This is a genomic window from Nocardia asteroides (assembly GCF_900637185.1).
GTDB lineage: Bacteria > Actinomycetota > Actinomycetes > Mycobacteriales > Mycobacteriaceae > Nocardia > Nocardia asteroides.
This window is the reverse complement of the sequence record NZ_LR134352.1, coordinates 3821847-3848691: the sequence shown is the minus strand read 5'-3', so window position 1 is coordinate 3848691 and position 26845 is coordinate 3821847. Positions and strand designations below refer to the sequence as shown.

25 protein-coding genes are annotated in these 26845 nt (G+C 68.2%); 6 read left to right on the top strand and 19 right to left on the bottom strand.

Annotation, left to right across the window (positions count from 1 at the left end; all coding sequences use genetic code 11):
- Position 1: 1 nt before the first annotated feature.
- Positions 2-1042 carry a hypothetical protein gene (locus EL493_RS18030; RefSeq protein WP_022566996.1) on the bottom strand — a complete coding sequence of 347 codons (1041 nt, stop codon included), beginning with the start codon at positions 1040-1042 and terminating at the stop codon, positions 2-4.
- Between the two features lie 139 nt (positions 1043-1181).
- Between EL493_RS18030 and EL493_RS18025 the strand changes: the two genes are divergently transcribed.
- Positions 1182-2435, top strand: coding sequence for a PucR family transcriptional regulator (locus EL493_RS18025; RefSeq protein ID WP_019046699.1), 1254 nt, complete (start codon positions 1182-1184; stop codon positions 2433-2435).
- An 11-nt stretch (positions 2436-2446) separates the two neighbouring features.
- Here EL493_RS18025 and EL493_RS18020 read toward each other — a convergent pair whose 3' ends face one another.
- Positions 2447-3238 (bottom strand): adenylate/guanylate cyclase domain-containing protein, encoded by a 792-nt coding sequence (locus tag EL493_RS18020; RefSeq protein WP_019046698.1) that lies wholly within the window; start codon positions 3236-3238, stop codon positions 2447-2449.
- A gap of 538 nt (positions 3239-3776) precedes the next feature.
- On the opposite strand from EL493_RS18020, the gene EL493_RS18015 reads away from it, so the two are divergent.
- Complete coding sequence (locus EL493_RS18015; protein ID WP_074965475.1) at positions 3777-4946, top strand: PucR family transcriptional regulator; 1170 nt, start codon at positions 3777-3779, stop codon at positions 4944-4946.
- 45 nt (positions 4947-4991) lie between these two features.
- Here EL493_RS18015 and EL493_RS18010 read toward each other — a convergent pair whose 3' ends face one another.
- From EL493_RS18010 to EL493_RS32400, 3 genes are all read right to left on the bottom strand, one after another.
- On the bottom strand, positions 4992-7052 hold the full coding sequence (locus tag EL493_RS18010) for an AMP-binding protein (protein WP_019046696.1): 2061 nt from the start codon (positions 7050-7052) through the stop codon (positions 4992-4994).
- 618 nt (positions 7053-7670) lie between these two features.
- Complete coding sequence (locus EL493_RS18005) at positions 7671-7862, bottom strand: hypothetical protein (protein WP_019046695.1); 192 nt, start codon at positions 7860-7862, stop codon at positions 7671-7673.
- On the bottom strand, positions 7859-8020 hold the full coding sequence (locus EL493_RS32400; protein WP_022566998.1) for a hypothetical protein: 162 nt from the start codon (positions 8018-8020) through the stop codon (positions 7859-7861). Before EL493_RS32400 ends, EL493_RS18005 begins: the two co-directional genes overlap by 4 nt.
- A 368-nt stretch (positions 8021-8388) precedes the next feature.
- Between EL493_RS32400 and EL493_RS18000 the strand changes: the two genes are divergently transcribed.
- Positions 8389-9501 (top strand): helix-turn-helix domain-containing protein, encoded by a 1113-nt coding sequence (locus tag EL493_RS18000; protein WP_019046693.1) that lies wholly within the window; start codon positions 8389-8391, stop codon positions 9499-9501.
- A 91-nt stretch (positions 9502-9592) separates the two neighbouring features.
- Here EL493_RS18000 and EL493_RS17995 read toward each other — a convergent pair whose 3' ends face one another.
- From EL493_RS17995 to EL493_RS17950, 10 genes are read right to left on the bottom strand one after another with little or no spacing between them, the layout of a single operon-like run.
- Positions 9593-10186 carry an SRPBCC family protein gene (locus EL493_RS17995; protein WP_019046692.1) on the bottom strand — a complete coding sequence of 198 codons (594 nt, stop codon included), beginning with the start codon at positions 10184-10186 and terminating at the stop codon, positions 9593-9595.
- A 43-nt stretch (positions 10187-10229) separates the two neighbouring features.
- On the bottom strand, positions 10230-10817 hold the full coding sequence (locus EL493_RS17990; protein ID WP_019046691.1) for a hypothetical protein: 588 nt from the start codon (positions 10815-10817) through the stop codon (positions 10230-10232).
- A 26-nt stretch (positions 10818-10843) separates the two neighbouring features.
- Complete coding sequence (locus EL493_RS17985) at positions 10844-12118, bottom strand: MCE family protein (RefSeq protein WP_019046690.1); 1275 nt, start codon at positions 12116-12118, stop codon at positions 10844-10846.
- Positions 12115-13197, bottom strand: a complete 1083-nt coding sequence (locus tag EL493_RS17980; RefSeq protein ID WP_022567000.1) for an MCE family protein — start codon at positions 13195-13197, stop codon at positions 12115-12117. Before EL493_RS17980 ends, EL493_RS17985 begins: the two co-directional genes overlap by 4 nt.
- On the bottom strand, positions 13194-14288 hold the full coding sequence (locus EL493_RS17975) for an MCE family protein (protein ID WP_022567001.1): 1095 nt from the start codon (positions 14286-14288) through the stop codon (positions 13194-13196). The genes EL493_RS17980 and EL493_RS17975 overlap by 4 nt, the downstream gene beginning before the upstream one ends.
- Entirely contained in the window at positions 14288-15379 is a 1092-nt protein-coding gene (locus tag EL493_RS17970; RefSeq protein ID WP_019046687.1) for an MCE family protein, read from the bottom strand. The genes EL493_RS17975 and EL493_RS17970 overlap by 1 nt, the downstream gene beginning before the upstream one ends.
- The gene (locus tag EL493_RS17965; protein WP_019046686.1) at positions 15379-16404 is read right to left on the bottom strand and encodes an MCE family protein; all 1026 of its coding nucleotides are present in this window, start codon (positions 16402-16404) and stop codon (positions 15379-15381) included. The genes EL493_RS17970 and EL493_RS17965 overlap by 1 nt, the downstream gene beginning before the upstream one ends.
- Position 16405: 1 nt before the next feature.
- Complete coding sequence (locus tag EL493_RS17960; protein WP_019046685.1) at positions 16406-17818, bottom strand: MlaD family protein; 1413 nt, start codon at positions 17816-17818, stop codon at positions 16406-16408.
- A gap of 9 nt (positions 17819-17827) precedes the next feature.
- Positions 17828-18691, bottom strand: a complete 864-nt coding sequence (locus EL493_RS17955; RefSeq protein WP_019046684.1) for an ABC transporter permease — start codon at positions 18689-18691, stop codon at positions 17828-17830.
- A gap of 1 nt (position 18692) precedes the next feature.
- Positions 18693-19586 (bottom strand): MlaE family ABC transporter permease, encoded by an 894-nt coding sequence (locus EL493_RS17950; protein WP_019046683.1) that lies wholly within the window; start codon positions 19584-19586, stop codon positions 18693-18695.
- Between the two features lie 202 nt (positions 19587-19788).
- Here EL493_RS17950 and EL493_RS17945 point away from each other — a divergent pair, with 202 nt between their 5' ends.
- Positions 19789-20556 (top strand): TetR/AcrR family transcriptional regulator, encoded by a 768-nt coding sequence (locus tag EL493_RS17945; RefSeq protein WP_019046682.1) that lies wholly within the window; start codon positions 19789-19791, stop codon positions 20554-20556.
- Here EL493_RS17945 and EL493_RS17940 read toward each other — a convergent pair.
- Both EL493_RS17940 and EL493_RS17935 read right to left on the bottom strand, forming a co-directional pair.
- Complete coding sequence (locus EL493_RS17940; RefSeq protein ID WP_019046681.1) at positions 20548-20763, bottom strand: hypothetical protein; 216 nt, start codon at positions 20761-20763, stop codon at positions 20548-20550. The genes EL493_RS17945 and EL493_RS17940 overlap by 9 nt on opposite strands.
- Before the next feature lie 11 nt (positions 20764-20774).
- The gene (locus tag EL493_RS17935; RefSeq protein ID WP_019046680.1) at positions 20775-21857 is read right to left on the bottom strand and encodes an oxygenase MpaB family protein; all 1083 of its coding nucleotides are present in this window, start codon (positions 21855-21857) and stop codon (positions 20775-20777) included.
- A 414-nt stretch (positions 21858-22271) separates the two neighbouring features.
- Here EL493_RS17935 and EL493_RS17930 point away from each other — a divergent pair, with 414 nt between their 5' ends.
- Together EL493_RS17930 and EL493_RS17925 are read left to right on the top strand one after the other, a co-directional pair.
- Entirely contained in the window at positions 22272-23078 is an 807-nt protein-coding gene (locus EL493_RS17930; protein ID WP_019046679.1) for an SDR family oxidoreductase, read from the top strand.
- A 424-nt stretch (positions 23079-23502) separates the two neighbouring features.
- Positions 23503-24801 carry an alpha/beta fold hydrolase gene (locus EL493_RS17925; protein ID WP_019046678.1) on the top strand — a complete coding sequence of 433 codons (1299 nt, stop codon included), beginning with the start codon at positions 23503-23505 and terminating at the stop codon, positions 24799-24801.
- On the opposite strand, the gene EL493_RS17920 is transcribed toward EL493_RS17925, so the two are convergent.
- Positions 24798-25448, bottom strand: a complete 651-nt coding sequence (locus EL493_RS17920; RefSeq protein ID WP_019046677.1) for a response regulator — start codon at positions 25446-25448, stop codon at positions 24798-24800. The two genes, EL493_RS17925 and EL493_RS17920, sit on opposite strands and share 4 nt — an antisense overlap.
- Complete coding sequence (locus EL493_RS17915; protein WP_022567005.1) at positions 25445-26617, bottom strand: sensor histidine kinase; 1173 nt, start codon at positions 26615-26617, stop codon at positions 25445-25447. Before EL493_RS17915 ends, EL493_RS17920 begins: the two co-directional genes overlap by 4 nt.
- Positions 26618-26845 lie beyond the last annotated feature (228 nt).

Below are 26845 nucleotides of genomic sequence, written 5' to 3'. Positions count from 1 at the left end.
GTCAGCCTCGTCGGTCGTGGTTGGTGCGGATCTCGCGCGGCAGGATGGTGAGTTCCCGCTTGTATGCCGGCGTTCGGACTGCTTTTCGGACCCGGTCGAGCGTGCGCTGTTCGCCGATGGCCGACCACAGATCGAATAGTTCGCTGTCGCGACCACGCATGACGGCCTTGTCAGCGGTGGGGTCGATCGCGATGAGGCGGTCCACGACGGCGTCCAGCCGGGGATGGTTGCGTTCCGGATTGTGTGGAGTGGCTTTGCGGATGGTGGCAGCCAGCAGGGCCGACTCGCCGAGCTCCGGCAGGAGTCCTTTGGCAGGACCGGCCAGCACCCGCCACAGTCCGTCGACGTCGGCTGCCTCGACAAATCCGGTGAACGCGTGCCCGACAAAGGTCGGTCCGATCCGTTTGTCTGCTGCGACCGCCACCGCCGCGTTCCAGTCCTGGTGTCGAGCTACACCCGCGACCAGGTGTTCTTTGAGTACGGCCATGCCCGCACGGTCCTGACCGGCCGCGTATCGCTTCCACGCGGCGAAGAAGCCCTCGGCATCGCCTCGGTCGGCAAGGGCGAACCCGATGTCGCGGTATGCACGCCAGCCGTATCCGTCGTCTATTCGCGCGGCGAGCGCACGAGCACCGGCCAGATCTCCGGCGGAGATCCGGTTCAACACCAGCTGCCGACGAAACCCGCACGACTCGGGCAGGAACGGGGCAATGGTGTCGACTTCATCCGAAGTCAACGCGTCAACCGCGATCAACGCGCAAGTCGCGTCCGCGAAATCGAACAGGCCCTCGCTGCGACCGAGCAGCTCTACCTCGATTCGGTAGTCCCGCGGCCAGCTCAGCACGCGGGTCACCGTCGGCGGCCCGTCTCCCGCACTCGGGAGGCGGCTGACCAGTTCCTCGAGGACACGGTCACGGAGGGGGACGACAGCAGCCGGTATCGGATAGGGAGGAGTGCGTGCCGCATCACGCTCGACGTCGGTGATCGGAACAGTGAGACCGGCGACGAGCGCGTCTTTCAGGCTCGGGCGATTTCCTGACATGCAGCCATCGTGCCCTGTCGAACCGGAAACCGATATCGCCGGGAGCCGGCGAGCGAGGGGGTGACGGGGCTGGGTGAGCCAGTAGCGCCAAAGCCGCACGTAGCGGTGCCGGCAGGAGTGAAGACTGCATAATGAGGCGATGCACGTGGGTGAGGGCCTGTTCGATCGACGCCTGTCCGACCGCGCTCGCGAGGTGATCCGGCAGGGTGCCGAGGTCGCGCTGAACGCGCCGGACGAGTGGCTCGACGAGATGTACGCCGCCACGCTGTCCAAGACGAGCCTGCGCACGATCGCCGAGGACCCGCTGCTGGCCGAGGCGGTGCGGCGGGTCAATCGCGCCAATCTGCTGCACTGGGCCTCGGCCAATGTGGCGGATCCGGGCATGCCGGTGCCGATCAATCTCGGCGCGGAGCAGATCGGGACCGTGCGCGATCTGGTGCGGCGCGGGGTGAACGAGGCGGCGCTGCAGGCCTATCGGGTCGGTCAGGACGTGGCCTGGCAGCGGTGGATGACGATCATCTTCGTCCTCACGACCGACCCGTTCGAGCTGAAAGAGGTCTTCGAGGTCTCCGCCGCGTCGATCGCCGATTTCGTGGACGGAACCATCGAGGCGATCATCGAGGTCATCGGCCGCGAGCGCGACGAGATGTCGCATGGCTCGTATGCCGAACGGCGCGAGGTTATTTCGCTGATCCTCGAAGGCGAACCGATCAATGTCGACCGCGCGGCGAGCCGGCTCGGCTATCGGCTCGACACGACCCACACCGCCGCCATCGCCTGGAGCGACACACCCGGCGCCGAACTCGAGGAACCGCACCGGGTGACCCGCGCCCTGGCACAGTCCGCGGGTGCGGCGACGTCGCTGAGCCTGTTGGCCAGCGCTGCCACCCTGTGGGTCTGGGTGCCGGGGCCCACCCCACCCGATCTCGCCGATCTGGCCGACGCCGTGGACCATATTCCCGAGGTACGGATCGCGGTCGGTTCGACCGGGCGGGGTGTCGCCGGGTTCCGGACCAGCCACCTCGACGCCCAGGCCACGCATCGCATCCTGGCCCGTCCGCATTCCACTCGTCGCCTCGCCAGTTTCGCCGAAGTTCAGCTGACCTCGTTGATCTCCGAGAACGGCGCGCAGGCAGACCGATTCGTCAAATACACCCTGGGCGATCTGGAATACGCCGACAGCGACATCCACGAGGCCGTCCTCGCGTATGTCACCGAGCAGTGCAGCGCGACCAGGGCGGCGGCGCGACTGTTCACCCACCGCAACACGATCATGCGGCGGCTCGCGCGGGCCGAGGAATTGCTGCCGCGTCCGCTGGCGGGCAACAGTGTGCACGTCGCGGTCGCGCTCGACGCCCTGCGGTGGCGGCAGAGTTCACCGCGCGGGCGTTGACGGCCCGCCCGTCAGCCCATGACCGGGGTCAGGTGGTGGGTTCCGCGCAGGCCCTTGAGGGCGACGTCACGGCCCTCCCCCACCGCGAGGCCGGCACTGGTCGCGATGGCGGCGCGCACCGGTTCGCTGACGAGCAGTTCCCCGCCGTCGGCCTGCTGGGTGACCCGGGCGGCCATGGCCACATTGCGGCCGAACAGGTCGTCGCCCCGGCGCACCGAGGTGCCCATGTGAATGCCGATCCGCACCCGGAATCCGGCCTGCTGGGGCCCGGATTCGGCCATCTCGCGCAGCGCGGCCTGCATATCCAGCCCGCATCGCACCGCTTGCTCGGGCGCGGCGAAGGCGATCATGTAGCCGTCGCCCTGATTCTTGACGATGTGTCCGCTGTGCTCGCGCACGCAGCGTTCGACGAGACGGTGATGATGGTCGAGCAGTTTCACCCAGGCCCGGTCGCCGAGTTGTTCGTTGAGCGCTGTCGACTCTTCGATGTCGGAGAACATGATCACGACATTGCCGTCGGGCGCCAGTCGCGCCAGATCCGGACGTTCGACGCACGCCCAGCCCGCGAGGTCCTCCACGGAAGTGAGCACGGCGGCGCGAAAACCTTTGGCGCGCACCAGGTCAGCGGTCTGCCAGACGGTCCGCACGGCCTCGCGGCCGGTCCCGACCAGCCGCTGGGTGGTGGTGAGCCGCTGAGTCGCTTGTCGACGTCTGCTGCGGATCAGCAGGATCGACAGGATGAGCAACCCGACGGCTTCGCCCGCGGCGAGGATCGCGAGCACGATGATGACGACCGTGCTCATCGCGAGCGGTCCGGGCGAGGAAAACCCCTGGTCGAACCGAGCCTGACCCGGGTTTCTGCGCTTCTCACGAGCAGAATGGTACACAACCGTTCACCAGAAATCGGAGCGGCGACTTCCCGGCACGACCGCACCTGATAGGTGTCGGCCACGCGGCGTTCAGGGGTCGGCGGGTCCGGTTCCACCGGCGCGCAATCACCGGTTGACAGGGGTTGATGCCGAATCCCGCACTGTCATCGCCCGGCGCGAATGAATCTCCGGCTTTCGGTGTCGAGCACCCGCCCCGCGGCGCCGCTGAGCGGATGTCGGTGCACACCGACAGCTACCAGCCGCTACTCACTGGTGCATATTGCACCTACCGGTCGGTTTTCAGGTGCGATCGGCCCTTGGTGAGCCAGGTCGCCGGACAGGAGGATGAACGAACACCGGCCGCTACAGGGAGATGTGCATGATGAACAAGGCCACCGCGCGTGACGCCACGGCGACGTCTCGTCGGATAGCTGATGGCCTACCCGCCGTATCCACGATCGCCGGACAGATCATGGATCGCTTCGTCCGTACCAGCCGACTGGGCGCGACAGTGCCGTTGCCGACGTTGCGCCGCGATGTCATCGCCATGGTGAGCGCGTGCCGGGAGGTGGCCGCCGACCTGCTGAACGGCCTCGACCACCGGAAACCACTCACCGACGTGCGCGCCTGCGCGCTGGAGTGGGCCCACGCGGGCGTCGCGGTCGACGCGATGCAGCACGCGGTGCACGAAGGGCTGATCTGGGCGTTCGAGCACGTCGTCACGCGGGCGCGCCCCGACGAGGAGTACCCGCCCGTGGCGGCGGTCGCCCGGGTGTTCGTCGAGATCGCCGATCGGCTCGCCGTGACGATCTCACAGGCCTACCTCGACGAAACACGCAGTAGCCGAAGGGAATCGGTCGAAACCCTGGTCTCGGCGGTGATGGTCGGTTCCGCGACGCCTGCCATGGCCCGCGAGTGCGGAATCCAGCTGGCCGCGAACTACCTGGTCTTCGCCGTCGAGATCGCTCCCCACGTCGACGAGTCGGACCCGCGTCTCGATCCCCAGATCGTCGCCCACCGCAAGGTGCACCGCGTGAGGGCGGAGATCACCCGCTGGTGCGGCGACAACGCCCTGGCGCTGGTGACCGCGCGCGGTGGAACCCTGCTCGTCCCCGCACCCCGGCTGGGCACCACCGACGCCGAACGGTTCGTCGAGGCGATGACCGTCGCGGCGCAGGCCCCGATCCGCGCCACCTTCCTTCCCGCGGCCATCGACTACATCCCCGCGGCGATCGAGCATGTGGACGCGATGCTCCAACTCATGCGCCGGCTGCGCCGCATGGGCCTGCACTCGTTCGAGGGCCTTTCCCTGGAATACCAGCTGACCCGGCCAGGGGCCGCCCGCGACCGGCTCGCGGCCGTACTGGATCCCCTCGAGGAACAACCCGTGCTGCTGGAGACATTGCTGGCCCACCTCGACACCCGAGCCACCCGCCTGAGCACGGCCAAGGTCTTGCACGTGCACCCCAACACCGTCGACTACCGCCTCGAACGGATCGCCCGAGCGACGGGGCTGGATCCCCGCAAGGCCGGAGACCTGTGGCGATTGCGGTCGGCCGCGGTTGCCCGACTGGCCGGTGACATCGACGAGACACCGCACCATCACCGCGACCAGACCGCGGTGGCCGCGCAAGCCTGCTGACCGATGCCCGGTGCTCTCGGCGGCCTGCCGTGCTCGGTCCACCGTTCAGTTGACGAACCCCGCGGGGTCGACGAGCAGCCGCTTGAGCACCTTGCCGGTTTCCCCGCGGGGCAGCGAGTTGAGGAAGGTGACGTCGCGCGGGACCGAGAAGCGGCTGAGCCGGTTGCGGACGTAGGTGCGCACCATGTCCGAGTCGAGGCTGGAGCCTTCGTGTTTGACGAGGAAGGCGGCCAGCCGCTGACCGAACTCCCGATCCGATACCCCGACCACCGCAACATCGCTGACTTGCGGCAGATACGACAATGCCTCTTCGACCGGACGGGGGAAGACGTTCTCGCCACCGGAGATGATCATCTCGTCGTCGCGTCCCGCCACGAACAGCCTGCCCTCCGCGTCGAGGTAGCCCAGATCGCCGGTGTTCAGCATGCCGTCGGCTTCCTCGGGCGGGGTGTCGTTGACGTAGCCGTCGAACAGCATGTGATTGCCGACGAAGATCCGTCCGGTCACCCCTCTCGGCACCGGCTGATTGTCGGCGCCGAGGATCGCGATGCGGGTGCCCAGCGGGGGTCTGCCCGCGGTGGTCGGGGCGGCCCGGAGGTCCTCGGGGGCCGCGACACTGGCCCAGGAGACCTCGGTGGAGCCGTAGAGGTTGTAGAGCACGTCGCCGTAGTCCCGCAGGAAGCGATCCACCGTCGCCGCGACCAGCGGTGCGCCGCAGCTGATGACGTGCCGCAGACTGCTCAGGTCGTGGCGAGTGCGCACCGCGTCGGGCAGGTCGACCAGGCGCTGGATCATGGTGGGCACCGCGATGAGGGTGCGCACCCGATGTTCGGCGACCTGACGCAGGCATTCCTCGGCGTCGAAGCCCTGCGCGAGCACGACGGTGGCGCGCACCGCGGTGCTCAGCTGCAGTGCCGAGAGCCCCCAGGTGTGGAACAGCGGCGCCGGGATCATCATCGTGCTGCCCACTTCGATCGGGATCCGCGACAACAGCGCGACCAGGGTGTCGAATCCCTTCGGATGCGGGCGCCTCGCACCTTTCGGGGTACCGCTGGTTCCCGAGGTGAGCACGATCTGCCGCCCGGGCAGGGTGGGGACCGGAAACTCCTTATGGCCCATGGCGATCAGATCCTCGATGGTGATCCGGGCGGGGTCCGCGGGCAGGTCGTCGGTGACGAAGCGCGGCACGCCGTCGTGCAGATACTGCACGAGATGGTTCAGCCCGGTGTCGACGAACAATGCCGACAGCCGGTGGCGCTGCACGATCTCCTCGATCCGCCTGCCCGACAGACCGGCGTTCAGCAGCGCGACATCGACGCCGAGCTTGCCCGCCGCGACCATCGTCTCGACCATGCCGCAGTGGTTGGCGGCGAGCAGCCCGATCGCGTCGCCCGCACGCAACCCGACCTCGTACATCGCCCCGGCCAGCGCGGTGGTGCGCTTGTCGGTCTCGGCGAAAGTGGCCGTACTGACGGTGTCGATCAGGGCGAGCTGGTCGGGACTGTGCGCGGCGCCCGCCGCATAGCCACCGGCCAGGTTGAAACCCCACCGATACAGCGACCGCAGTTGCCGCGCCGTAGTCACCGGCGGCGCGACCAGCCCGGAGCTCGCCATCCAGCGCACCAGCTCGGACTTTCGGCGGATCGGCGCCCGATCACCGTTGCCCACCACCGATGTCCGCGCCCCACGCACCACGTCGACGGCTCGCCGCAACCCGGCCTTGATCCATCGGACGGTCTCGGCGGCGCGTACCCGCTCCAGCGCCGGATGCAGCCGGGGCGCGGCGAAGACGGTGACACTCACGGTGGTTCGCTGCTGATCACCCGCGAGCCGGATCAGCGCGAAGCTGCCCGACTCCGCGTTGTTCAGCTCGAAACTCTCGTACCAGCGGCCGATCCGCACAGACAGCGCGACCCTGCGCACTCCGGCCGCCGCGTCGCCGATGCGGACCTGCCATATGGTGTCGCCCTCGGGACCGCTCACCCGTTCGCATCCCCCGATGCCCGTCCACAGCCGCGGATAGCTCTGCGGATCCAGCAGAACCTCCCACAGCGCTTGCCTCGCGACTGCGAATTCCGCGGTCACATCCACGACATCACTCGACATCTCTACTGCGCCTCTCTCGGCCCGGCCACTCTGCCGGGAAGTGCCCACGCGTCCCGGCCCCGTGCCGCGACGGCGCCCTTCGTCAGGCACTGCACCAGAAGCCATGGTCACCCACCCGCCCGCGACCGAACGAGAATTCTCCGGAAATCTGACGGTGGACCGAACGACTCACACCCCAGCTGTGAGAGGTACCAATCGTCGGCCGGTCTTGGACGTTCAGGCGTCGCGATCGTGGGTGATGCGTTCGTAGCTGGTCGACAACACGTGGTCGAACGCGGTGCGCGTCTCCGGTCGGCGCGGGCGAACCGCTCGTCTTCGTGACCCGCGTGTGCCGGATCGGATTCGGTCACCGATCCCTCTCCTTGCCCCGGTGGCATTCGACGACAATGGCGCTGGGTCGCTCCGTGATCGAGGCAGTCTTTCGGTGTCCACGTGCCGAATACTGGCTGAGCTGGTATTTCGGCCGAGATCCGGCTCGCCAGGTCCTGGGTGCTGCATGTCGTCTGCCGATCTCTACCGTCATCGGCAGATCTCGGACCTGGGTATGTGCCCGGCTCACGCCGGTGCCTGCGAGAGTCGGTGGGGCGAGGCAATATCGCTAGGTCACTCCGTGCGAGCTCACAGCCTGTCCCGCCCCGCCGACCCTTCGCGCACCGATTCGACAGCCGGTGTGGCGCCTGCCTCGCACTCGAGGCGCTGCTGGATGCCATCGACCGTCCGGTCCGGCGGGATGCGCTCCGGCCAGACGATCGCCGCGACCAGGACAGCGGTCGGGATGCCGAATACAAGAATCCACATCAGGCTGGTCACGCGTCTGCCTTCCCACCGACCGAGCGCGGGGGCGGCCGGTCGCGGTCGCGCTGCTCGGCAGCGTCGAGCCATGCTTCGAGGTTGTCCAGCGAGCCGTGGCAGACCACCCGGAACGGCGAGGCCAGCGCCAATCCATCAGACGACGGCCGGACCGTCATGGAGCGTTTCGCGGCCGTGTGGTCAGGGATAGAAGCCGGCTGTTCACGACGCCCTCCACTGCGGTTCCCAAACTTCCAGCGCGACGAGCAGGCGACGGATGATCTCGGGCGGTGCGACCTCGAGCGGTTGCGGTTGAAGCGGCTTCGGGGTGCGTTCGGGTAGCGGGCGGGTTCTCTCGGACGACGTCACGGTCCCCTCCTGGTGCTGCTGGGCCTCTGGGTGGATGCGCCCACCGCCGAGGAACCGGCACCAGGCCGGTTCGATACCCGGCGGTGGGGCTGAATGCAACGCTAGGCGTGCGTTATCGGTGGTCACAGGCTTACGGTGTTGACAGAGTGTTCACAGCTGACCGAGCCGAAGGGCAACGATGGAACCGGGTGCACAGCTCAGAGCCGCACGGGAGGCGGCCGGGGTCGGGCTGCGCGAGATCGCCCGGCTGACGCACTACTCACCCGCCTATCTGTCGCTCATCGAGTCCGGCAAGCGGCCGGTACCTGCCGAGGTGTCCGCCGCATATCACGCCACTCTGGGCGAACCGGCCGATGGGGAACGGGCCGGGCAGGAATGGATACAGCGAATCGCGGCCTCCGACGTCGGCGGAGACACACTGGAGCGGCTGGAAATGGCCGTGGACGATCTGGCGTCGGCCTACTCGACCACCCCGCCCGCCGAACTGCTGGTCGGCATACGCCGGCACCTGGGCTACACCGCCCGTCTGCTGAACGGACAGATGACCCTCGTGCAGCACCGTCGTTTGCTGGTGACCGCCGGGTGGCTCTCACTGCTGGCCGGAACGTGCCACATAGACCTGGACGAACTACCCGCCGCCGCATCCCGGCTGCGCGCCGCGCGCGATATCGCCGAAGAGTCCGAGCACCCCGAGATCGCGGCCTGGACCCTGGAAACACGCGCCTGGCAGCACCTCATCCATCGCGAGTTCGGCGAAGCGGCCGAGTTGTCACAGGCGGCGCGCGACATCGCCCCGGCCGACAGTTCGGTCTACATCCAGGCGACCGCGCAGCAGGGCCGCGCGCTGGCACGTATCGGGGACAGCGCGGGCACCTACGGAGCGCTGCGCAGTGTCGCGCGCCTGGTGTCCGGCCTGCGCACCCCGGACCGGCCGGAGCATCACTTTCGCTATGACCCGTCGAAGGCCGATACCTACGTCGCCACCACACTGTCCTGGCTGGGTGACCCGGCGGCTGAGGTGTACGCGCGCAACGTCGTGGCCGACTTGAAGCGGACCACGTATGTCCGTCCACGCCGTCTCGCCATGGCGAACCTGGACCTGGGTCTGGCGCTGGTGGCCGCCGACAAACCCGATGAGGCAGCGAACGTGACGCTGGGCGTGGTCACGGGCGGCCGATTGGTCCCGTCGCACTACTGGCGAGTGTCGGAAATCCTCACCGGTATCGAGAAGCGAGACGCACACGGCGCGGCCACCGTGCGGGACGCGTTCCACGACACCTACCCGGTATGAGTACAGCGGCACCGGAACCGGTGGGGCGGGTTCCGAGACCGAGTGCGTCGCGTTCGGGTCAGGGTCGGGAGCGAGCCCGCCGTAGGGACCTTCAGGTGAAGTCGCCGGCCCATCTCCTGAGCACGACCTGGACGAACGGGCGAATGAAGACCGCGGTCCAGCTCAGCGGGACGAAGGCGAAGACGGCCGGTCGGCCGGCGATCGTCCACCGCAGCACGGTGGCGCCCGCGGAGGTTTCGGTGAGCCGGAAGTCCATGATGTAGGACTTGACCAGCAGCGGGATCGAGGTCTCGATGCCGACCACGCTCAGCCGGGTGCACGAATCGCGGCGGGTCACCTGTTCGGCGGCCGCGAAGACGATGGCGTCGAGCGTGCGCACCGTTCCCGGACCACGATCGTGATCACGGTAGGTGACCCCACCGATCATCGGAATCCAGGTGAACGCACCCTCTTCGAGGGCGGACCACACTTGCCAGGGCATCGCTGCGAAGTACTGCTCTCCCGACATCTGGAAGGTTTGCCGCCGAGACTCGAGCAGACGGATCGTCCGGTCGTCGGCCGGCGGGGTCGCGGCGCCGAGCAGACGTGCGGCGCGGCGCTGCAGCACGATGAGAACGACGAGACCACCGACCACGGCGACGAGGAGGGCGCCGAGCGCGGAACCGAGCAGAACGAGCCAAACCATGTGCAGCGCAGTCCTTGTCGCAGGAACAGATCAGTGGGAGATTTCACGGGTTGGTGCGCAGCAGGGGCGAGGACACCTTGCTCGTCAGCCATCGATCGCCGGACTTGGCCAGCGACAACGTGATCGACAGCTGACCACGGCGGGGCTGCTGCTGGGTTCCGACGCTGGCGATGGACTGGTCGACGACGACGATGGCCTCGGCGGTGTCGGTCCCGCTGGTGGCGATCGCGCACTCCACGGTGCCCGCCGTCGACTGCACCTGGCCCTGGATCAGCACCTCCCGCAGGTCGGCACTGGTGGACTCGAACTCCTGCTTCCACGCGCCGGTCGCACGCTCGAGCACGGCGGCGAAATAGGAATCCAGATCGGCGGCGTTGTAGGTCGACAACACCGAGCCGTAGGCACAGGCCGCCGCCCGCGCCTCGGTGCGCGATCGCTCGAGTTCGCCGGCTCGGTGGTTCCGCCAACCGAAGTAACCGCCGGCGGCCGTCCCGGCGACGCCCAGTGCCACGGCCAGGGCGACGACGATCGCGGCGGTCCGTGGGCGCGGTGATCGGCCGGTGGATGGGGTGGGCGTGGACTCGCCGGATGGCGCTGACACGATGTTCGCCGATTCCTCGGTCTCTGTCATGGGGGTTCCTTTCGAAAGCGGTGGTTTCAACGTCCGGGCAGCGGCACGGACCGCTCGTCGCCGGTGCTACCCGGCGGTGGTCCGGCGGTGTTGTCGGGCGCGTCGGGCCGTGGCGCGTTCGCCGACCCGCGGATCTGCTGCGCGGGATCGCTGGTGACGCAGTAGTTGTAGAGCCGGACAGTGCCGTCGGACAGGGTCGCGGGCGAGACCGGGATCGTGTCGTATTCGCAGAACGGTCGCGGCCAGATGTCGACCATCGTGTGGAAGGCGTTGTCGTGCGCGGGAACTCCGAGCAAGGCGGTACCCGTTCGCAATGCCGGGAACAGCGCGGTCAACGCCGGTGTGCGCAGGCGGGCGGCCCTGGTGATGGCGCGCAGGTTCGTCACCAGATTCGTGACCGGGTCGGTGGTTTCGGCGATCACGCCGCCCAGCGTCGCCAACTGGCCGGGGCCGAGATCCAGGATCCGCCGCAACTCCTGGTCCGCGGCGGCGAACTGCCCGAACAGCACTCCCGACCCCTCGACGAGGGCGCGCAGGTCCGGCTGGGCGTGCGACGTCGTCTCGGCGATGACGGCCAGCTTCTCGACGAGGTTGCGGGTCTGCGGAAGCAATTCGGTCATTCCCACCATGGCCTGACTGATCCCACTGATCACCGTGCGCAGCTGGTCCGGCCCGCCCGCCAGCGCCTTGTCGAGTTCGGCGACGATCACGTTCAACCGCTGCGGGTTCAAGCCGCCGATGAAATCAGCTGTATCGGTGAGGAATTCGTCGATGGTGACCGGGGTCGACGTCCGGTCGCGCTCGACGACCGCACCGTCGGTCAGATAGGGGCCGTCGTCGGAATCGGGGCGGATATCGAGGTACTGCTCCCCCGCGGCCGACAATCGAGCGACGACGACCACACCGCCCATGGGGACGCGATAGGCGGCATCGATGTCGGCCACCGCGGTGACTCCGGTCTCGGAGAGCTCCAAGGACCGCACCGTGCCGACGCGCACACCACGGAACGTGACATCGGAGTGCTCGAGCAGCCCGCCCGAGCCGGCCAGCTCCACCCGGACCGTGAAGGTGTCACCCAGCGGATCGACCCGGACGACATCGACGAGCAGATAGCCGCCGCTGACCATCAGTGTCGCCACCAGTCCCGCTGCCGCGATGCCGTTGACATGGCCTTTGGCCCAGCTCGCAGCTCGGAGCAGGTAGACGGCGGCGACCTCGAGCGCCAGGCCGAGAAACCAGACACCGAAGGTGAAGACGAGGGCTACCGTGTAGCGGACACTGCCACGGCGGTATCCGGTCATCGCCCGCCTCCCTGCAACCGGCCGATGACGCGCGCGAGTACTTCGGCGAGACTGCCGAGGAACGCGCCGGGGTCCGAGCCGTCGGGCAGCCTGCTCCCCTGCGGGTCGGTCAGGGCGCCGACACTCAGGTAGGACACCGTCGCCGCGACCGCGAGGCTCGTGCCCTGGGTGGTGGCCAGCAACGCCGGGTGCAACGCGTGCAGCTCGTCGAGCGCGCCGGCCAGGTGGTCGCCCATCTGGGTGAAGCCCGACATCAGGGCCTGCACACTCTCGAAGAGGCCGACGAAGTCCGCGCTGCTGGTGGAGGTGAACTCGCCGAGCGCACCGAGGGTGGTCGAGACCTCGGTCGTGAGTTCGGTGATGGCACGGTTGTTCTCGGTGAGCACCGAGATCAGCGGCGGGAAGGTGTCCGCGGCCTGGCCGAGCTCGGCTCTGCGCTGGTTGAGTGTGACGCTGAGCGAGTCGAGACCGTGCAGGACGGCGTCGATCTGGCCGGTTCGTTCGTTGAGCGCGGTGAGCGTCGCGGTCAGTTCGGTGAGCAGATGCGAGAGCTGGGGCCCGCGTCCCTCGAATATCGAGTTCGACTCGCTGGTGATCCGGGCCACCTGACTCAGCGCACCGCCGTTGAGCAACATCGACAGCGACATCATCAGCTCCTCCACCGAGGCGCCCGCCGAGGTGTGGTCCTGGTCGATGACGTCGCCGTCGGCCAGCATCGGTGTGCCGGGGCGGAGTTCGGGCAGCACGACCGCGACATAGATGTCGCCCAGCGGTGTCGGCTGGCGAAGTTCGGCCCGAGATCCGCGCGGCAGGCGAACGTCCGCGCGGATCTCCAGCTCGACCGTCGCCACGAAATCGGTGGTGTCGAGGCCGGTGACGATGCCGATGTCGGTGCCGCCTGCCTTCACGTGCGCGCGATCGGGCAGGTTCAACGCGTTGTCGAACATCGCCCGGACCGTGTAGGTGGGGCCGTCGAGGCCGGGTTTGGGCAGGGGCATGGAGTCGACGGTCATCGTGCAGCCGGCCACCGAGCAGATCGTCAGCGCCAGCACCGCCGCACGGGAGAGGCTGTGGCTCATCGGGTCAGCCCCAGCAGCGCGGCGAACAGCCCGAAGTCGGGGCCGAAGTCCTCGAGCCTGCCGGTTCGGCAGCCGTCTGCCCGGAGCTCGACCCGCTGGCAGAACAGCGAGAGCAGTTCGTTGTCGAGCAGGCTCTTGTCCGTGAGCAGATGCAGGCGAACGGCCTTGGCTTCGGGGCTCACCGCGTTGCCCAGGTTGCCGAGGAACAGCGGGGCGATGTCGACGACCTCGGTGAGTCCTCGTGCGTGGTCGCGCATCTGCGCGGTGATCGTGATCAATCGCAGCAGCGCGTCCGTCAGCGGCTGCTCGTTCTCCCCGACGACGGCGCTGGTGTTGGCGACGAAGTCGTTGAGCTGGGCGAGGACCGCCTGGAGTCCCGGAGCTTGCTCCCGCATCAGGGTGACCAGCTGGGTCAGCCGGGCGCTGAAGTCGCGGACCGTCGCGTCGTTCTCGGCGAGGATCTGGGTGACGTCGTTGAGCCGGACGATCGCGTTGGAGATCTGATCCTTGTTGGCCAAGGTCACCTCGAAGGCCCCGGAGAGCGCGGCCAAGGTCTCGCGGATGCGGTCACCGTTGCCGTCGAGCAGCGGAAACAGCACCCGGCTCGCCATCGGGCCGTCGGTGTTGCTGCCCGCCAGCGCCTTTCCGATGTCATCGAAATTGCGCAGGATACGGTCCAGCTCGACGGGCGTTCTGGTGCGGCCGAACGGAATGTGGCTGCCGCGGGGCAGGGTGGGGCCGCCGGTGTAGGCGGGGGTGAGTTCGATGTGGCGGTTAGTGATCATCTGGGGCGAGACCAGCGCCGCGACCACGTCGGCGGGCAGGTCGACCTCGGCATCGACGACCATGTGCACCTGCACGTACTTTCCTTGCGGCACGAGCTCGGTCACCCGGCCCACCGGCATGCCGAGGACGGAGACTTCGTTGCCGACGTAGAGGCCGGCGACGTTCTCGAAGTCCGCCGTGATGGTCTCTTCCTTGCCGAGCAGCCGGTCCGGCAACGAGGTCAGGCTGTGCGGCAGCGCGGAGCAGCCCGCAGCCAGGACGGCGACAGCGGCCAGCACGGCCAGGCGGACGAATGTCGTGCGCATCAGCGGCAACCTTCCACGGCCTGCACGGCACACAGCCAGTTGTCGGGGAACATCCACGGCAGGTAGATCTCCCCGTAGGGGCCGTTTCCGAGCGAGTTGTTGAACTGCCGGAGCGTGACCGGCATGATCTGGAACAGGTTGTCCAGATTGGCCTTGTTGTTCTGCAAGCCCGCCGACATGGTGTTGAGATCGGCGATCAACGGTGCGAGCTGTCCGGCGTTCTCGACGCCCATCGCCTGCAGATCCGCCGAGAGCGCGGCGATGCTGTCGAGCAGCTCGGTGACCAGCGATTGGCGTCGGGCGACCGCGTCGCCGATGGCCTGGCCACGGGTCAGCAGCAGGAGTACGGCGTTCTGGTTGTCGGACACCACGCTCGAGACCTTGTCGATATTGCGCAGCAACCGCTCGACCTCGTCACGACGATCACTGATGACCGCGGCCAGCGAACCCACCGAATCCAGTGCCGCCGCGGTCAATTGCGGCGAGTCCCCCAACTGCCGGGCGAGCGCGTCGAGCGAGGCCCGCAACGCCACCGGGTCCATCCGCTCGAGGTGTTCGAAGGAATGGGTGTATTTGTCGTCGTCGACGACCTTGGCCAGGTTGTAGGGAACTTCGGTCCGCTCCAGCGGAATGCGGCGACTGCGCGGCGCCGACGGCGCACCGGGGTCGAGTTCGACATGCATCCGGCCCAGGATCGTCGACATCTTGATCGCGGCCTTGGCATCGTCGCCGACCCGGATTTCGCTGTCGATCGCGAGCGCGGCCTCTATCCGGTCCCCTGCCAGCCGCGTCGACTTCACCGTTCCGACTTCGATGCCCGCGATATCGACGCTGTCTCCCGCGCGCAGGCCTGCCGTCTGGGCGAACTCGGCGTGCACGGTCCGGCTGCCGAGATCGAACCGGGTGAGCGCGCTCGACCCGAACAGCAGGACCACCACCACCGCACCGGCACCCACACCGAGCCACCAATGGCGATTGCCCGAATAGCTCGGAATAGCCTGCCACATTCGGCCCACGGTGGGTAGCCGCAGCGTGGTGAGGATGTCGTCGATGACCCGGGTCAGGCGCTCGGGTGGTCGGGTGGACGTCATTACCGGCATACCTCCGATTGGGAATTGCCACCGATCTGGTTGAACATCCCGGGCGGAAGCAGGACTCCCCACAGCGAGACATCCAGATTGCAGAAGTAGGAGTTGATGTAGGCGCCGTTGCCGCTGATCCGGGCGAGACCGGCCAGGACGAAAGGCAGTTCGGCGGCGGTGATGTCGAGTCGGGCGCCGTTGGAGATCAGCAGGTGCACGCCTTCGGCGGCGGACTGCTGCGCCTGCGCGAGCCCGGGCCTGATCCGCGCGATGAGATCGGCGAGCCGGCTGGTCGACCCGGATGCCTGTTCGACCGCGGTCGCGAGCGTCGTACCCTGCTCGTAGAGGTCGACGGTCAGCATCCGTGTCTGGGTGATCAGCGTTTCCAGCTCGCCACTGCGGTTCGCCAGGCCCTCCACCACCCCGCCGAGGTTGGTGATCACCTGTCCGAGGATCTCGTCACGGTCGCGGAAGGTGCCGGCCAGTTGCGCGGCCTGGGTGACCAGCGCGCTCAGCGATACGCCGTCGCCTTGGAGAGCTTGAACGAGCGTCTGCGACAACGAATTGATGTCGTCGGGCTCCAAGGTGGCGAACAGTGGTTCGAAACCCGCCAGCACCGTGGACACATCGAAGGACGACTCGGTGCGCTCGTAGGGGATGGCCCCGTCGGGCGGCAGCCGGTCTCCTCCCCGCTCCCCGGCGGCCAACGCGACATATCGTTGCCCGATCAGGTTCTGGTAACGGATCAGCGCTTTCGTGGTCGTGGTGAGCTGATGGCGCGACTGCACGCGCAGCACCACCGACGCGCGCCGATCCGCGTCGAGTTCGATGGAATCCACTCGGCCGACGCGGATTCCGGCCATGCGGACGTCGTCGCCGACCCGCAGACCCAGGACATTGCCGAAGGTCGCGCTGTAGCGGACGGTGTCACCGCTGACCCCGCGCTGCAAGGTCGAGAAGATGGTGTAACCGGCCACCAGGGCCACGCCGACGAACAGCGTCACGATCAGCACCGCGGTGCGGGTCTTCATCATGTCAGTTCCCCCGGGGCTGGTTGGAGTAGGTGACGTTGACCGCTCCGCCGGCCAGGACCGGCGTGAGCAGGACCAGGTGCGCGGCGTTCGGAGCTCGCCCGACGAGCGCCTCGATGGCGTCCACGCCGTGCAGGGCGGCCGGAGCGGAGGCGGGGGCCACGGCGGGTCCGGGAGCAGGCTCGTTCGGTGTCGGGCCGGGAACCGCGGGCAGGCCGGGGATCGCGGGCAGTCCCGGAATCGCGGGAAGAGCGGGGATCGCCGGGAGGCCGGGAACGACAGCGGGCGGGCCGGCCGCTTCCAGCCGCCTTGGCAGCAACTGGGTCGGAATACGTTGTTCCGGAGCGGTATACGGCACCGAGGAGCCCCCGCAGCGTGGCCCGGCGAGCTCGCCGTAGCGAGGACAGTCCGCGGCGGTGTACTGGGTGAAGGGGGTGAAACTCACGTCCACGACCCAGCGCATGTGTTTGTCGGGTCCCCAGTTGAACACCGTCGCCAGCTTGTTCAGCGCCGTCTCGAGGTTGGCGACCGCGGTGCCGATGGCGCCGGAGTCGGCGGCCAGCGCGCCGAAGGTCTCGTGCAGCCCGCCGACCAGCTCCGGGCCCGCATCCGGATTGCGCTCGAACAAGGTGTTGGTGACGCCCACCACGCCGCGGGCGGCGGTCAGCAGTGAGATCAGATTCGCGCGTTTCTCGGTGAGCGTGCGCGCCGCGGTCACCGAGGAGACGAGCGTGTCGACCAGTTGAGGCGCCGACTCGTTGACCGCCGAGGCCGCGGCCCCGAGATCGCCGAGCAGGTTGCCGATCCCCGGCGTCGCCCTGACCTGGGTGGTCCAGGTGTCGAGCCGCTCGATGGTGGAGCCCGGCATGCGGTAGGCGGGGTCGAGCGCGTCGGCCAACGTGCCGAGGACGGCGGCGAGCCGGATCGGATCGATGGCGTCGAGAACGGTCCGCAGGGTGGTCAGGGTCGTCTGCAACTGAGCGCCCACCTCGCTGGTGTCCTGCGTGATGGTCGCTCCGTCGCGTAGCCGATCCGGCGCGGGACCGTTGTCGACGAGTTCCACCGCGGTGACACCGAAGATGTTGTTGGGCACCACGCGGGCGGTGACCGTGGCCGGAATGCGGTGGGCCATAGACGGTTCGATGCGCAGCAGCATGTTCTGGCGTTCGCCGCCGGCAGCGATGTCGGTGCGGGCGACCTGGCCCACCAGCACGCCACGGAAGGTGACGTCGGCACGCTCGGGTACGCCGTCGCCGGTGCTGGTCATGCCCGCGGTCACCTCGACGGTGTCGAGGAACTCGCCGTTGTAGCGCAGTCCGAGCAGATAGACGGTGATCGCGATGAGCACGGCGATGAGCACGCCGAGCAGACCGAGCCGCAGAGCACTCGGGCCACGCCCGCTGGGGTCGATGATCATGGTCGCGACCTATCCCGTGATCCTGATGCCCGGGTCGATCCCCCAGATCGACAGGGAGAACAGGAGATTGACGAAGACGACAGTGACGATGGTCATCCGGATCGCCCGGCCGGACGCCACTCCGACACCTTCGGGCCCGCCCGCGGCGGTGTAGCCGTAGTAGCACTGGATGAAGGTCGCCACGGCGGCGAAGACGATGATCTTGAGGATCGAGTAGGCCACGTCCACCGGGTCGAGGAACTGGTGGAAGTAGTGGTCGTAGGTACCCAGTGTCGTCCCGCCGAGGAAGGCCACGGTGAGCCGCGTCGCGATATAGGCGACGGCCAGGCCCGCGGTGTAGAGCGGCACGATGGCGACGACGGCCGCCAGCATGCGCGTGGTGATCAGATAGGGCAGCGGCCGGATCGCGATCGATTCCAAGGCGTCGATTTCCTCGGAGATCCGCATCGAGCCCAACTGCGCGGTGAACCGGCAGCCCGCCTGGGCGCCGAAGGCCAGCGTCGCCAGCAGCGGTGCCAATTCCCGTGTCGTGGCGAATCCGGAGATGGCGCCGGTGAGCGGACTCATGGTGAGCAGATTCAGCGCGGTGTGCGACTCCATGCCGACGGTGATCCCGCCGAAACCGCAGAGAATGACCACGACGCCGATCACCCCGCCGCCGACGATCAACGAGCCGTTGCCGAAGCTCACGTCGGTGATCAATCGCAGCAGTTCTTTCCGATAGTGCCTGAGCACGAAGGGAATCGCCGCGACCGCCTGCAAGAACACGAGCCCTTGGTGTCCGAGCCGCACCGGGACGGTCGCCGGCACGGCGGCGGCGGCGCGCAGCTTGCGCACCGGACGCGCCAGGGGTGGAACGTAACCGGAGGCCATCTCAGAGCACCTTCGACGGGAAGACAGCGTTGTAGAGCTGCGTGAGGATGATGTTGGTCGCGAACAGGACGATCGCGGAGTTGACGACCGCGGAATTCACAGCGTCGGCCACCCCGGCCGGTCCGCCCCTGGTGTGCAGCCCGGTGTCACAGGCGATGATCGCCGCCAGCGCGCCGAAGACCGTCGCCTTGACCATGGCGACGACCAGATCCGCGGCCACCGCGAACGAGGCGAAGGTACTGATATAGGAGCCCGGCGTCCCGTCCTGGATGTAGACGTTGAACACGTAGCCGGTCGCGAACCCGACGAACACGACCAGCCCGCACAGCAGGGTGCTGACCACGACCGCCGCGGCGAGGCGAGGGGCGACCAGGCGGCGCACCGGATCGACGCCCATCACTGTCATGGCGTCGATCTCTTCCCGGATGGTGCGCGAACCGAGATCCGCGCAGATCGCCGACCCCACCGCGCCCGCGATCATCAGCGAGGTCACCAATGGGGCGCCCTGGCGGATGATCCCGAGCCCGTTGACCGCGCCGATGAAGGTGGTCGCCCCGACCTGGCTGACGAGCGAGCCGACCTGGATCGACACCACGACCGCGATGGGAATCGCGACCAGCAGCGTGGGAGTGGCCGACACACTGGCCATGAACGCGCACTGCTTGACGAACTCCGTGGTGGGAAAACGCCGGGTGAGCAGGGCGCGGACCAGTTCGGCGAGCGCCCGGCCCGTCATCAGGACCTGGCGCCCCGCGGTCTCGACGGCGCGTTGCGGGTGTTCGCGCCAGTAGGTCAGCCCGGCGGTGATGATCTGATCACGGGCGTCGACGCCCTGCGGCGGAGCTGTTGCCCCGTCACTGAATTCGCCGGACATCCTGGTCGACGACTGCTGCATGATGGTTCACTCTCGGCGGTTGCTGATGGGCTGGAACGATGTGCTGCTGTCGCGGCTCCGAGCTGTGAACTCGGCGCGACGCCTGAATTCACCGCGAACATTTTCTACGTGGCCGTAGCTATATTTTTCTACGCTAGAGTAGATATGTGGACACCAGCAGCGCCGCCGACGCGGCACCCTGCCCGTGGGGGATCATTTTCTGATGAGCATCGAAGAGGACACCGACGGCGTCTGGCGGATCGCCCCACCGCGACCTGCCCGGCCGCGGCGCCGCAACGGCCCCCGACTACCGCCGGAGGAGCGTCGCGAGCAACTGCTCGACGCGGCTCGCGCGGTCGCGGGCCGGGACGGCTTGGCCGAGCTCACGATGCAGGCGGTGGCCAAAGAGGCCGGCGTCGCCAAACCTGTGCTGTACGCGATCTACCCCACCGCGCCCCAGCTGCTCGACGCACTGTTGCGGCGCGAGCACACACGGGGCATCGCACAGGTCCTCGAGGCGCTTCCCGCGGATTTCGACGACTCCGATCCCGATGTGGAATTCGAGGAGGCGGTCATCGCCTTTCTCACCGCGGTACAGGACGATCCGGTGCGCTGGCGGCTGATCCTCGTGCCCGCGGACGGCGCGCCCGCCTCCTACCGCGGCCTGCTCGCCGACGCCAGGGAGAAGGTCGTCGCCCGCTGCGCCCACCTGCTCGAGACGGGCATCGCGCGCCGCGGCGGCCCCAAGGACGTCGACGTCGAACTGACCAGTCGCGTCATGCTCGGGTTCATCGAATCGCTCGGCCGACTGGTGCTGTCGAATCCGGAACTCGCTTCCCCCCAGGCACTTCGGCCCACGGCGCGGGCACTGACCAGGACGCTGCCCAGGGACGACACGGGGACCCGGATCATCCCGTCCGGCGGATCGGTGGTTTCGGCATGGCAAGCCGAGGACGCCCAGGCACCTCATGACCGGCCCACGTCACCGTAACCGGATATCCGAGATCACCAACGGCGGCCAGGCGATGATCTCGCCGATCGCCGAGAACAGTTTGTCGAAGCCCTGCAGATCGTCGAGGTGCTCATAGTGCGCCCCCAGCCAGAACAACCCGATCAGGAAGTAGGGCACCCCGAAGGCGATGCCGAGGAAGATGAGCTGGCGCAGGCTGATTCGATAGCCGAGCAGTTCTTTGATCATCACGTCACCTCTCAGGAGATCTCGCCGAGCACGGCCTGGGATTCGATCAGACCCTGATCGTCGGGCGCCTCCCCGCGGCCGAAGACCCGGGCGCGTTGTTTGTCCCGCAAGGCCTGGTGGGCCTGCGCGGGAATGTCGTAGCCGTAGAGTTCTTGCGCTTGCCGCGGGGTCATCGTCGTGGTGCTCGCGGGCGCGATCTTCAGCAGCACCGGAGCGGCGACCGGCACCGTCATCGGCGAGATCAGCCGCAGCAGCTGAATCTGCAAGCGCGCGTTCATGCTCACCAGCGTGAAAGCGACGCTCATCGGCGTCGTGACGAGTGCGTCGAGCAGCCTGCCCTTGGGCAATCCCGCCATCTCCCGCATCCACCGCGGCATGGTGGCCAGAGTGCCCCGGCGCAGGAAGGCGTACACCACCTTGAACATCGGCCGGAGCAGCAGCGGAATCTCCGGCATCATCACCTCCGCCTGCAGCAGGTGGCGCATCGCCTTGCGGGCGATGCCGGACCCGATCAGCTGCGGGCGCATCTGCTCGAAGTACTCGCTGACCCCGGCCCTGGTGCGCGGCACCTCCGCCGGGTCGCAGGTCTGCAACTCCGCCGCCCGCGCGCACTCCGCCCAGTACTGCAGTTCGTCGGCCTCGCTGAGCCGGCCCGGACCGTACTTCTCGTAGGCGACGAGAATGGAATGCCATGCGGTCAGGTGGATCCAGAGCTGCGAGTGCGGATCGTTCGCGTCGTAGGTCCGCTCGGTGACGGGGTCGACGCCGATCCCCTTGGAGTGGATCTTCACCAGGATGTCGGCCGCGTGCGCGGTCGACCGGCTGTCGGCGAACAGCACCATGGCGAAATATCTCAGCGTGCGGTCGTATCGGGTGCGCGGCCGGTCGTAGATCGCATGCGTGGCGTCGACCGAGGCCACCAGCGCCGGGTCCAGCTCTTCGATCACCACCGCGCGCTGGAAGCCGACCGTCAAGCTGGTCGGATAGCTCCAGACCTGCCACGCGACCGATTCCGGACCGAAGAAGCCGTAGTCCTCCGCGGGCGTCAGCGGGGGAAGCGACAGCCACTCCCGTAGCGAAGCAATTGTTGCCATAGCGGGTTTCCAATCCGTTTTCTACGACTGCGTAGAAGTATTACTACGCGTGAGTAGAAACACTAGACCCGCCCGCGACAGCAAGTCAACGGCCCAAGTGCAACTCGCCACCGATTGACCCAGACAGCTATGACACGTCCGTGCCATACAAACAAACAGCTAGAGGCAATTTCTGCACGCCAGACCGCCTCACCCAGCCGATGACGACCTCGCTCGGGACATATCGAATCAACTGGATGTCGACATTCTGAGACAGTAAACCGCCCTAGACATAGGGGTCGAGGGCCGACAGCCTCTGCCCAGGTCACCAGATGCTGTCTTCTCTCCCTCCCAGCGGGATGTTGCGCGGGTGTGGCGGCTGCATGCCGCTAGCCTGGCCTTCCTTCTTTCCCCCGCCCCCCCGAGAGGAATCCGTTGAGCACCTACGTCATCACCGGAGCAGCGTCCGGTATCGGCGCCGCCACCAAGCAACGCCTGGAGGCCGACGGTCACCGCGTGATCGGTATCGACCTCCATGAAGCCGACATCACGGTCGATCTCAGTACCGCGGCGGGCCGGGCCGAGGCACTGTCACAGGCCACCTCCCTGCTCGACGGCAGCCTCGACGGATTCGTCCCCTTCGCCGGTCTCGCCGCCACCACCGGCAGGTCCGCTTCGCGGATGATCGGGGTCAACTACTTCGGCGCCATCGACCTGCTGGAAGGTCTGCGGCCGTTGCTCGCCGCCGGCCAGAATCCCTCGGTCGTGTTGGTCAGTTCCAATTCGACAACCACACAACCGAATTGGCCCACCGCCCTCGCCGACGCCTGCCTCGATCACGACGAGGAGCGAGCGAACGAGATCGCCGCGTCCTTCGGCGAGATCGCAGCCATCCAGGCCTACCCCGCGACCAAGGCGGCGCTGGCCTACTACGCGCGGACACAGTCGGCGAGCTACATCAGAGACGGCATTCGTCTCAACGCGGTCGCACCGGGCATCATCGACACCCCGATGACACAGGAAGGCCGCAAGGACCCGCTCATCGGGGCGGCCATGGAAGGATTCCTGGCCACGGTCCCGGCCGGACGAGGCGGCACCGCACAGGAAGTCGCCGCACTCGTCGCGTTCCTGCTCGGTCCGGAATCCACCTATTTCGTCGGGTCGGTGGTGTTCGTCGACGGCGGCGTCGACGCGGCGTTCCGGGGACGCGACTGGCCGGCGGTCTGGGAGCCCGCCCACTGAACCGCCGGACCGCTTCGCCTACCCGGCACACCGGCGGTCCGGCGCGGGGAACAGCCCACCTCACGAACCCTGTTGTCTCTCTTTCGGGCGAGGTTGGTCCCCACAGATATCGTTCCCCGGGTAGACGACCCGATGGCGACCCGGAAAATACGGTCGACCTGTGACTTTCTCCAGATATGAAATCGGGTCGGCGGCAGTGGCGGTGGCGTTGTGCGGAGCAGCGTCGCTCGCGTGCGCGCCGGTGGAACAGGAACCGTCCGGACTTCCGACGGGTAGCCGCGAGCAACGCATCGCCTGGCACGCCTGTGCTGTCGGGGACAGCGACCCGATCGGCGCGCGGCTGACCGCAGTCGGCGCGGAATGCGGTGAATTCCCAGTGCCCGTGGACTATTCGAACCCTGATGGTGCGACGATCACGATAGCCGTGGCCCGACGGCCGGCGACCGATCCCACCCGCCGACTCGGGACGCTCGTGGTGGAGACCGGCGGTCCCGGACCGTCCCGGGACGGAGTCTCCCTGTTGCTCGACGGCCCCGAGGGCGGCCATGCCGCCGCCCCGGAACTGGCCGAGCGCTACGACCTGGTCGGTATGGACCCCCGCTTCTTCGGCGCGAGCTCGCCGCTCGAATGTGGCTGGCCGACCGGCGAATACCTCGGACTCGCGCAGGCGGCTCCGACCGACAGTGCCGGTGTCGAGCGGGCGCTCGACACCGCCCGTGGGCTCGCCGACCGCTGTACCCCGTGGCGGCATCTGCTGCCGCACGCCTCGACCCGCGCCGCGGCCCGCGATCTGGACATGTTGCGGACCCTGCTCGGTGAGCCCTCGCTGTCGTATCTGGGTTGGTCGTGGGGCACCTATCTCGGCGCTGTCTACGCGCAACTGTTCGGCGACCACGTCGATCGGATGGTCCTCGACAGCCCGCTCGACCCACATGCCGCCGGACCCGACCTCACCCGCCACACCGCGGCCGCCGATGCCGCGGCGCTCGCGGACTGGGCGCGCTGGGCCGCCGAGCGGAACGCGGAACTGGGGTTGGGCGCGACCACGGCGGACGTCCTCGGCACCGTCGACGCTCTGATCGCGCGGGTCGCGGTCGAGCCGATCACCCTCGCCGGAGTCACCGTCACCGCCGACCTGGTGCCCGGACTGCTGCTCACCGTGGACGATTCCACCGAGGCCTACACCGCTTTCACCGACCAGGTCCGGGCACTGTCGGACGCGGCCCACGGCCTGCCGATCGACCCACCGCCCGCCCTGGCGGCCAAACTCGCGCTCTGCGCCGACACCGGGGTGACACCCGAGTTCGGTTTCAGCGCCACCGTGGCCAATCAGTGCGCCGACCGCCCGGCTCGGCCCGCCGCCGACTACGCCGTCGACATCACGAACCATCGTGACGCGGAACCGCTGTTCGGCGCTCTCGCCAGGCACCCGGGCCCCTGCGCGTTCTGGCCGGTCCAACCCGCCGAACCCACCACCGTGATCGCGAACGACACCCCCGCGCTGCTTGTCGGAGCCGAGGGTGACCCGGTGGCGCCCGCGGCCGGTCTGCACGCGCTCGCCGCGGCCATGCCCGCGGCCCGCGCCGTCACGCTGCGGGAGGCGTTTCGGCACGGCGTGTTCCTCTTCGACCGTTCGGCATGTGTGGACTCGGCCGTGACCGCCTACCTCCTCGACGGGGCACTGCCCGCGACCGACAGCGCCTGCTCGCGCGACGAAGACTAGCCGAGCCCGGTGAGCCCGGCCTCGTGCGCGACGATGACCGCCCGCACCCGGTCGCGGGCGGACAGTTTGGTCAGGATATGGCGGACATGGGTTTTCACCGTGCCCTCCCCCACTCCGAGGGCCTCGGCGATCTCGGCGTTGGACGCTCCGGTGGCCAGGATGCGCAGCACCTGGGTCTCGCGCTCGGTCAGCGTCGACACCAGTTCGCGGGCCGCGGGGTCGACGGCGGGGGCGAGTACGTGCAGCAACCGCCGAGTGGTCGAGGGGGCCAGCACCGCGTCTCCGGCGTGCACCGAGCGAATGGCGGCCAAGAAGTGTTCGGCCGGTGCGTCTTTGAGCAGGAACCCGCTGGCCCCCGCGCGCACGGCGGCCGTCGCGTAATCGTCGAGGTCGTAGGTCGTGAGCACGAGCACCCGGGGCGGGTTCGGTACCGCCATGATCCGGCGGGTTGCCTCGATGCCGTCGACACCGGGCATCCGGATGTCCATCACAACCACATCCGGGGCGAGTCTCGCCGCTGTAGCCACCGCGGTTTCGCCGTCACCCACTTCACCGATCACCCGCATGTCGGGTTGTGAGTCCACGACCATCCGGAAGCCCGCGCGCACCAGGATCTGGTCCTCGACCAGGAGCACGGTGATCATCATCGGGTCCCGAGCGGGACGACGACGGCCAGCCGGTGCCCGCCGTGCGGCCGGTTCCGCAGCTCCACGCTTCCTCCGTAGGCACCCACTCTCTCCCGCATTCCGATCAGTCCGAAACCGGGGCGAGTGCCGGTCCCGCTCGCTCGGCCGTCGTCGGAGACATCGATGTGCAACTGCGGCCCGTCGATCCGGACCGAGACTTCTGCTCGCGCAGCGGTTTCCGCGTGTTTGACCACGTTGGTCAGTCCTTCCTGCACGATGCGGTAGACGAGCAAGCCGAGTCCGGCATCCAGCGGCGGCCCGGACAGGTCGATGGTCAGATCCACCGGCAGGCCCGCGGCGCGCAGGTCGTCGGCGAGGGCGGACAGGTCCGCGATACCGGGCGCGGGAGCCGGATCGGGGGAAGCGGATGGATCGTCGCGCAGGACACCGATGGCGCGGCGCGTTTCAGCAAGGGCGGTTCGTCCCTGGTCACCGATCGCGGCCAATGCCTCGATCGCCCGCCGGGGTTCGGCCCGGGCGGCGTAGCGGCCGCCGTCGGCCTGGGCGATGACCACGGCCAGCGAGTGGGCGAGGATGTCGTGCAGGTCGCGGGCGATGCGGGTGCGTTCTTCCAGGACCGCCAGGCGGGTTCGCTGCTCCTGCTGCTGTTCCAGCAGAGCCGCGTGCCGGGTCAGCGCCGCGATTTCCCCGCGCCGGGATCGCTGCCACGATCCCGCGAGCCAGGCCGCGACCACGATCCCGGCCAGTGACACGCCCACCAGGACATGCGCGAGCGCGGGCATCGGCAGTTGCGGCCAGCTCCAGCCGCCGAGAACCGCCCCGCCCAGACCCGCGAGCAGACCCGCGCGGCCGGCCCATCGTTCGCCGTGGGCCGCGAGAGTGTAGATCGCCAGCGGCACCGCCACATCGGCAAGCACCGCGCCGGTGGTGTCACGCACGCACGCCCATTGGGTGAAGGCCACCACGGCGATGATCGCCGCCGACGCCTCGGGCCATCGACGCCGCACCGCGAGCGGGGCCAACAGCGCCGCCGAGAACACGAAGTAGTCGACGCCCGCGTCTACCAGCAAACCCGCGCCCGCACAGATCACGACCAGGACCGACACCATCACCGCGTCGGCCCCAACCGGGGAGCAGGCCCACCACCGCACCAGGCGTTCGTCCAGCATGGACACACCGTAGGTCGCCGGGCACACCGCTGCGTCGACCCGAGGGGTGACTTCGGTGTCCCGTTCATACGACTTTCGGGATAGGGACCTGCCTCTACTACGTTCAGGCACCGTGGCCGGATCTGTAGGCGGTGGCGACCCGCGCGAATCGCGTCGTCCCACGCCGGTCGGCGGATCGGTCCCTCTTCCCAGGCTGTCGATGACATCGGGACCGACCCGAAACACATT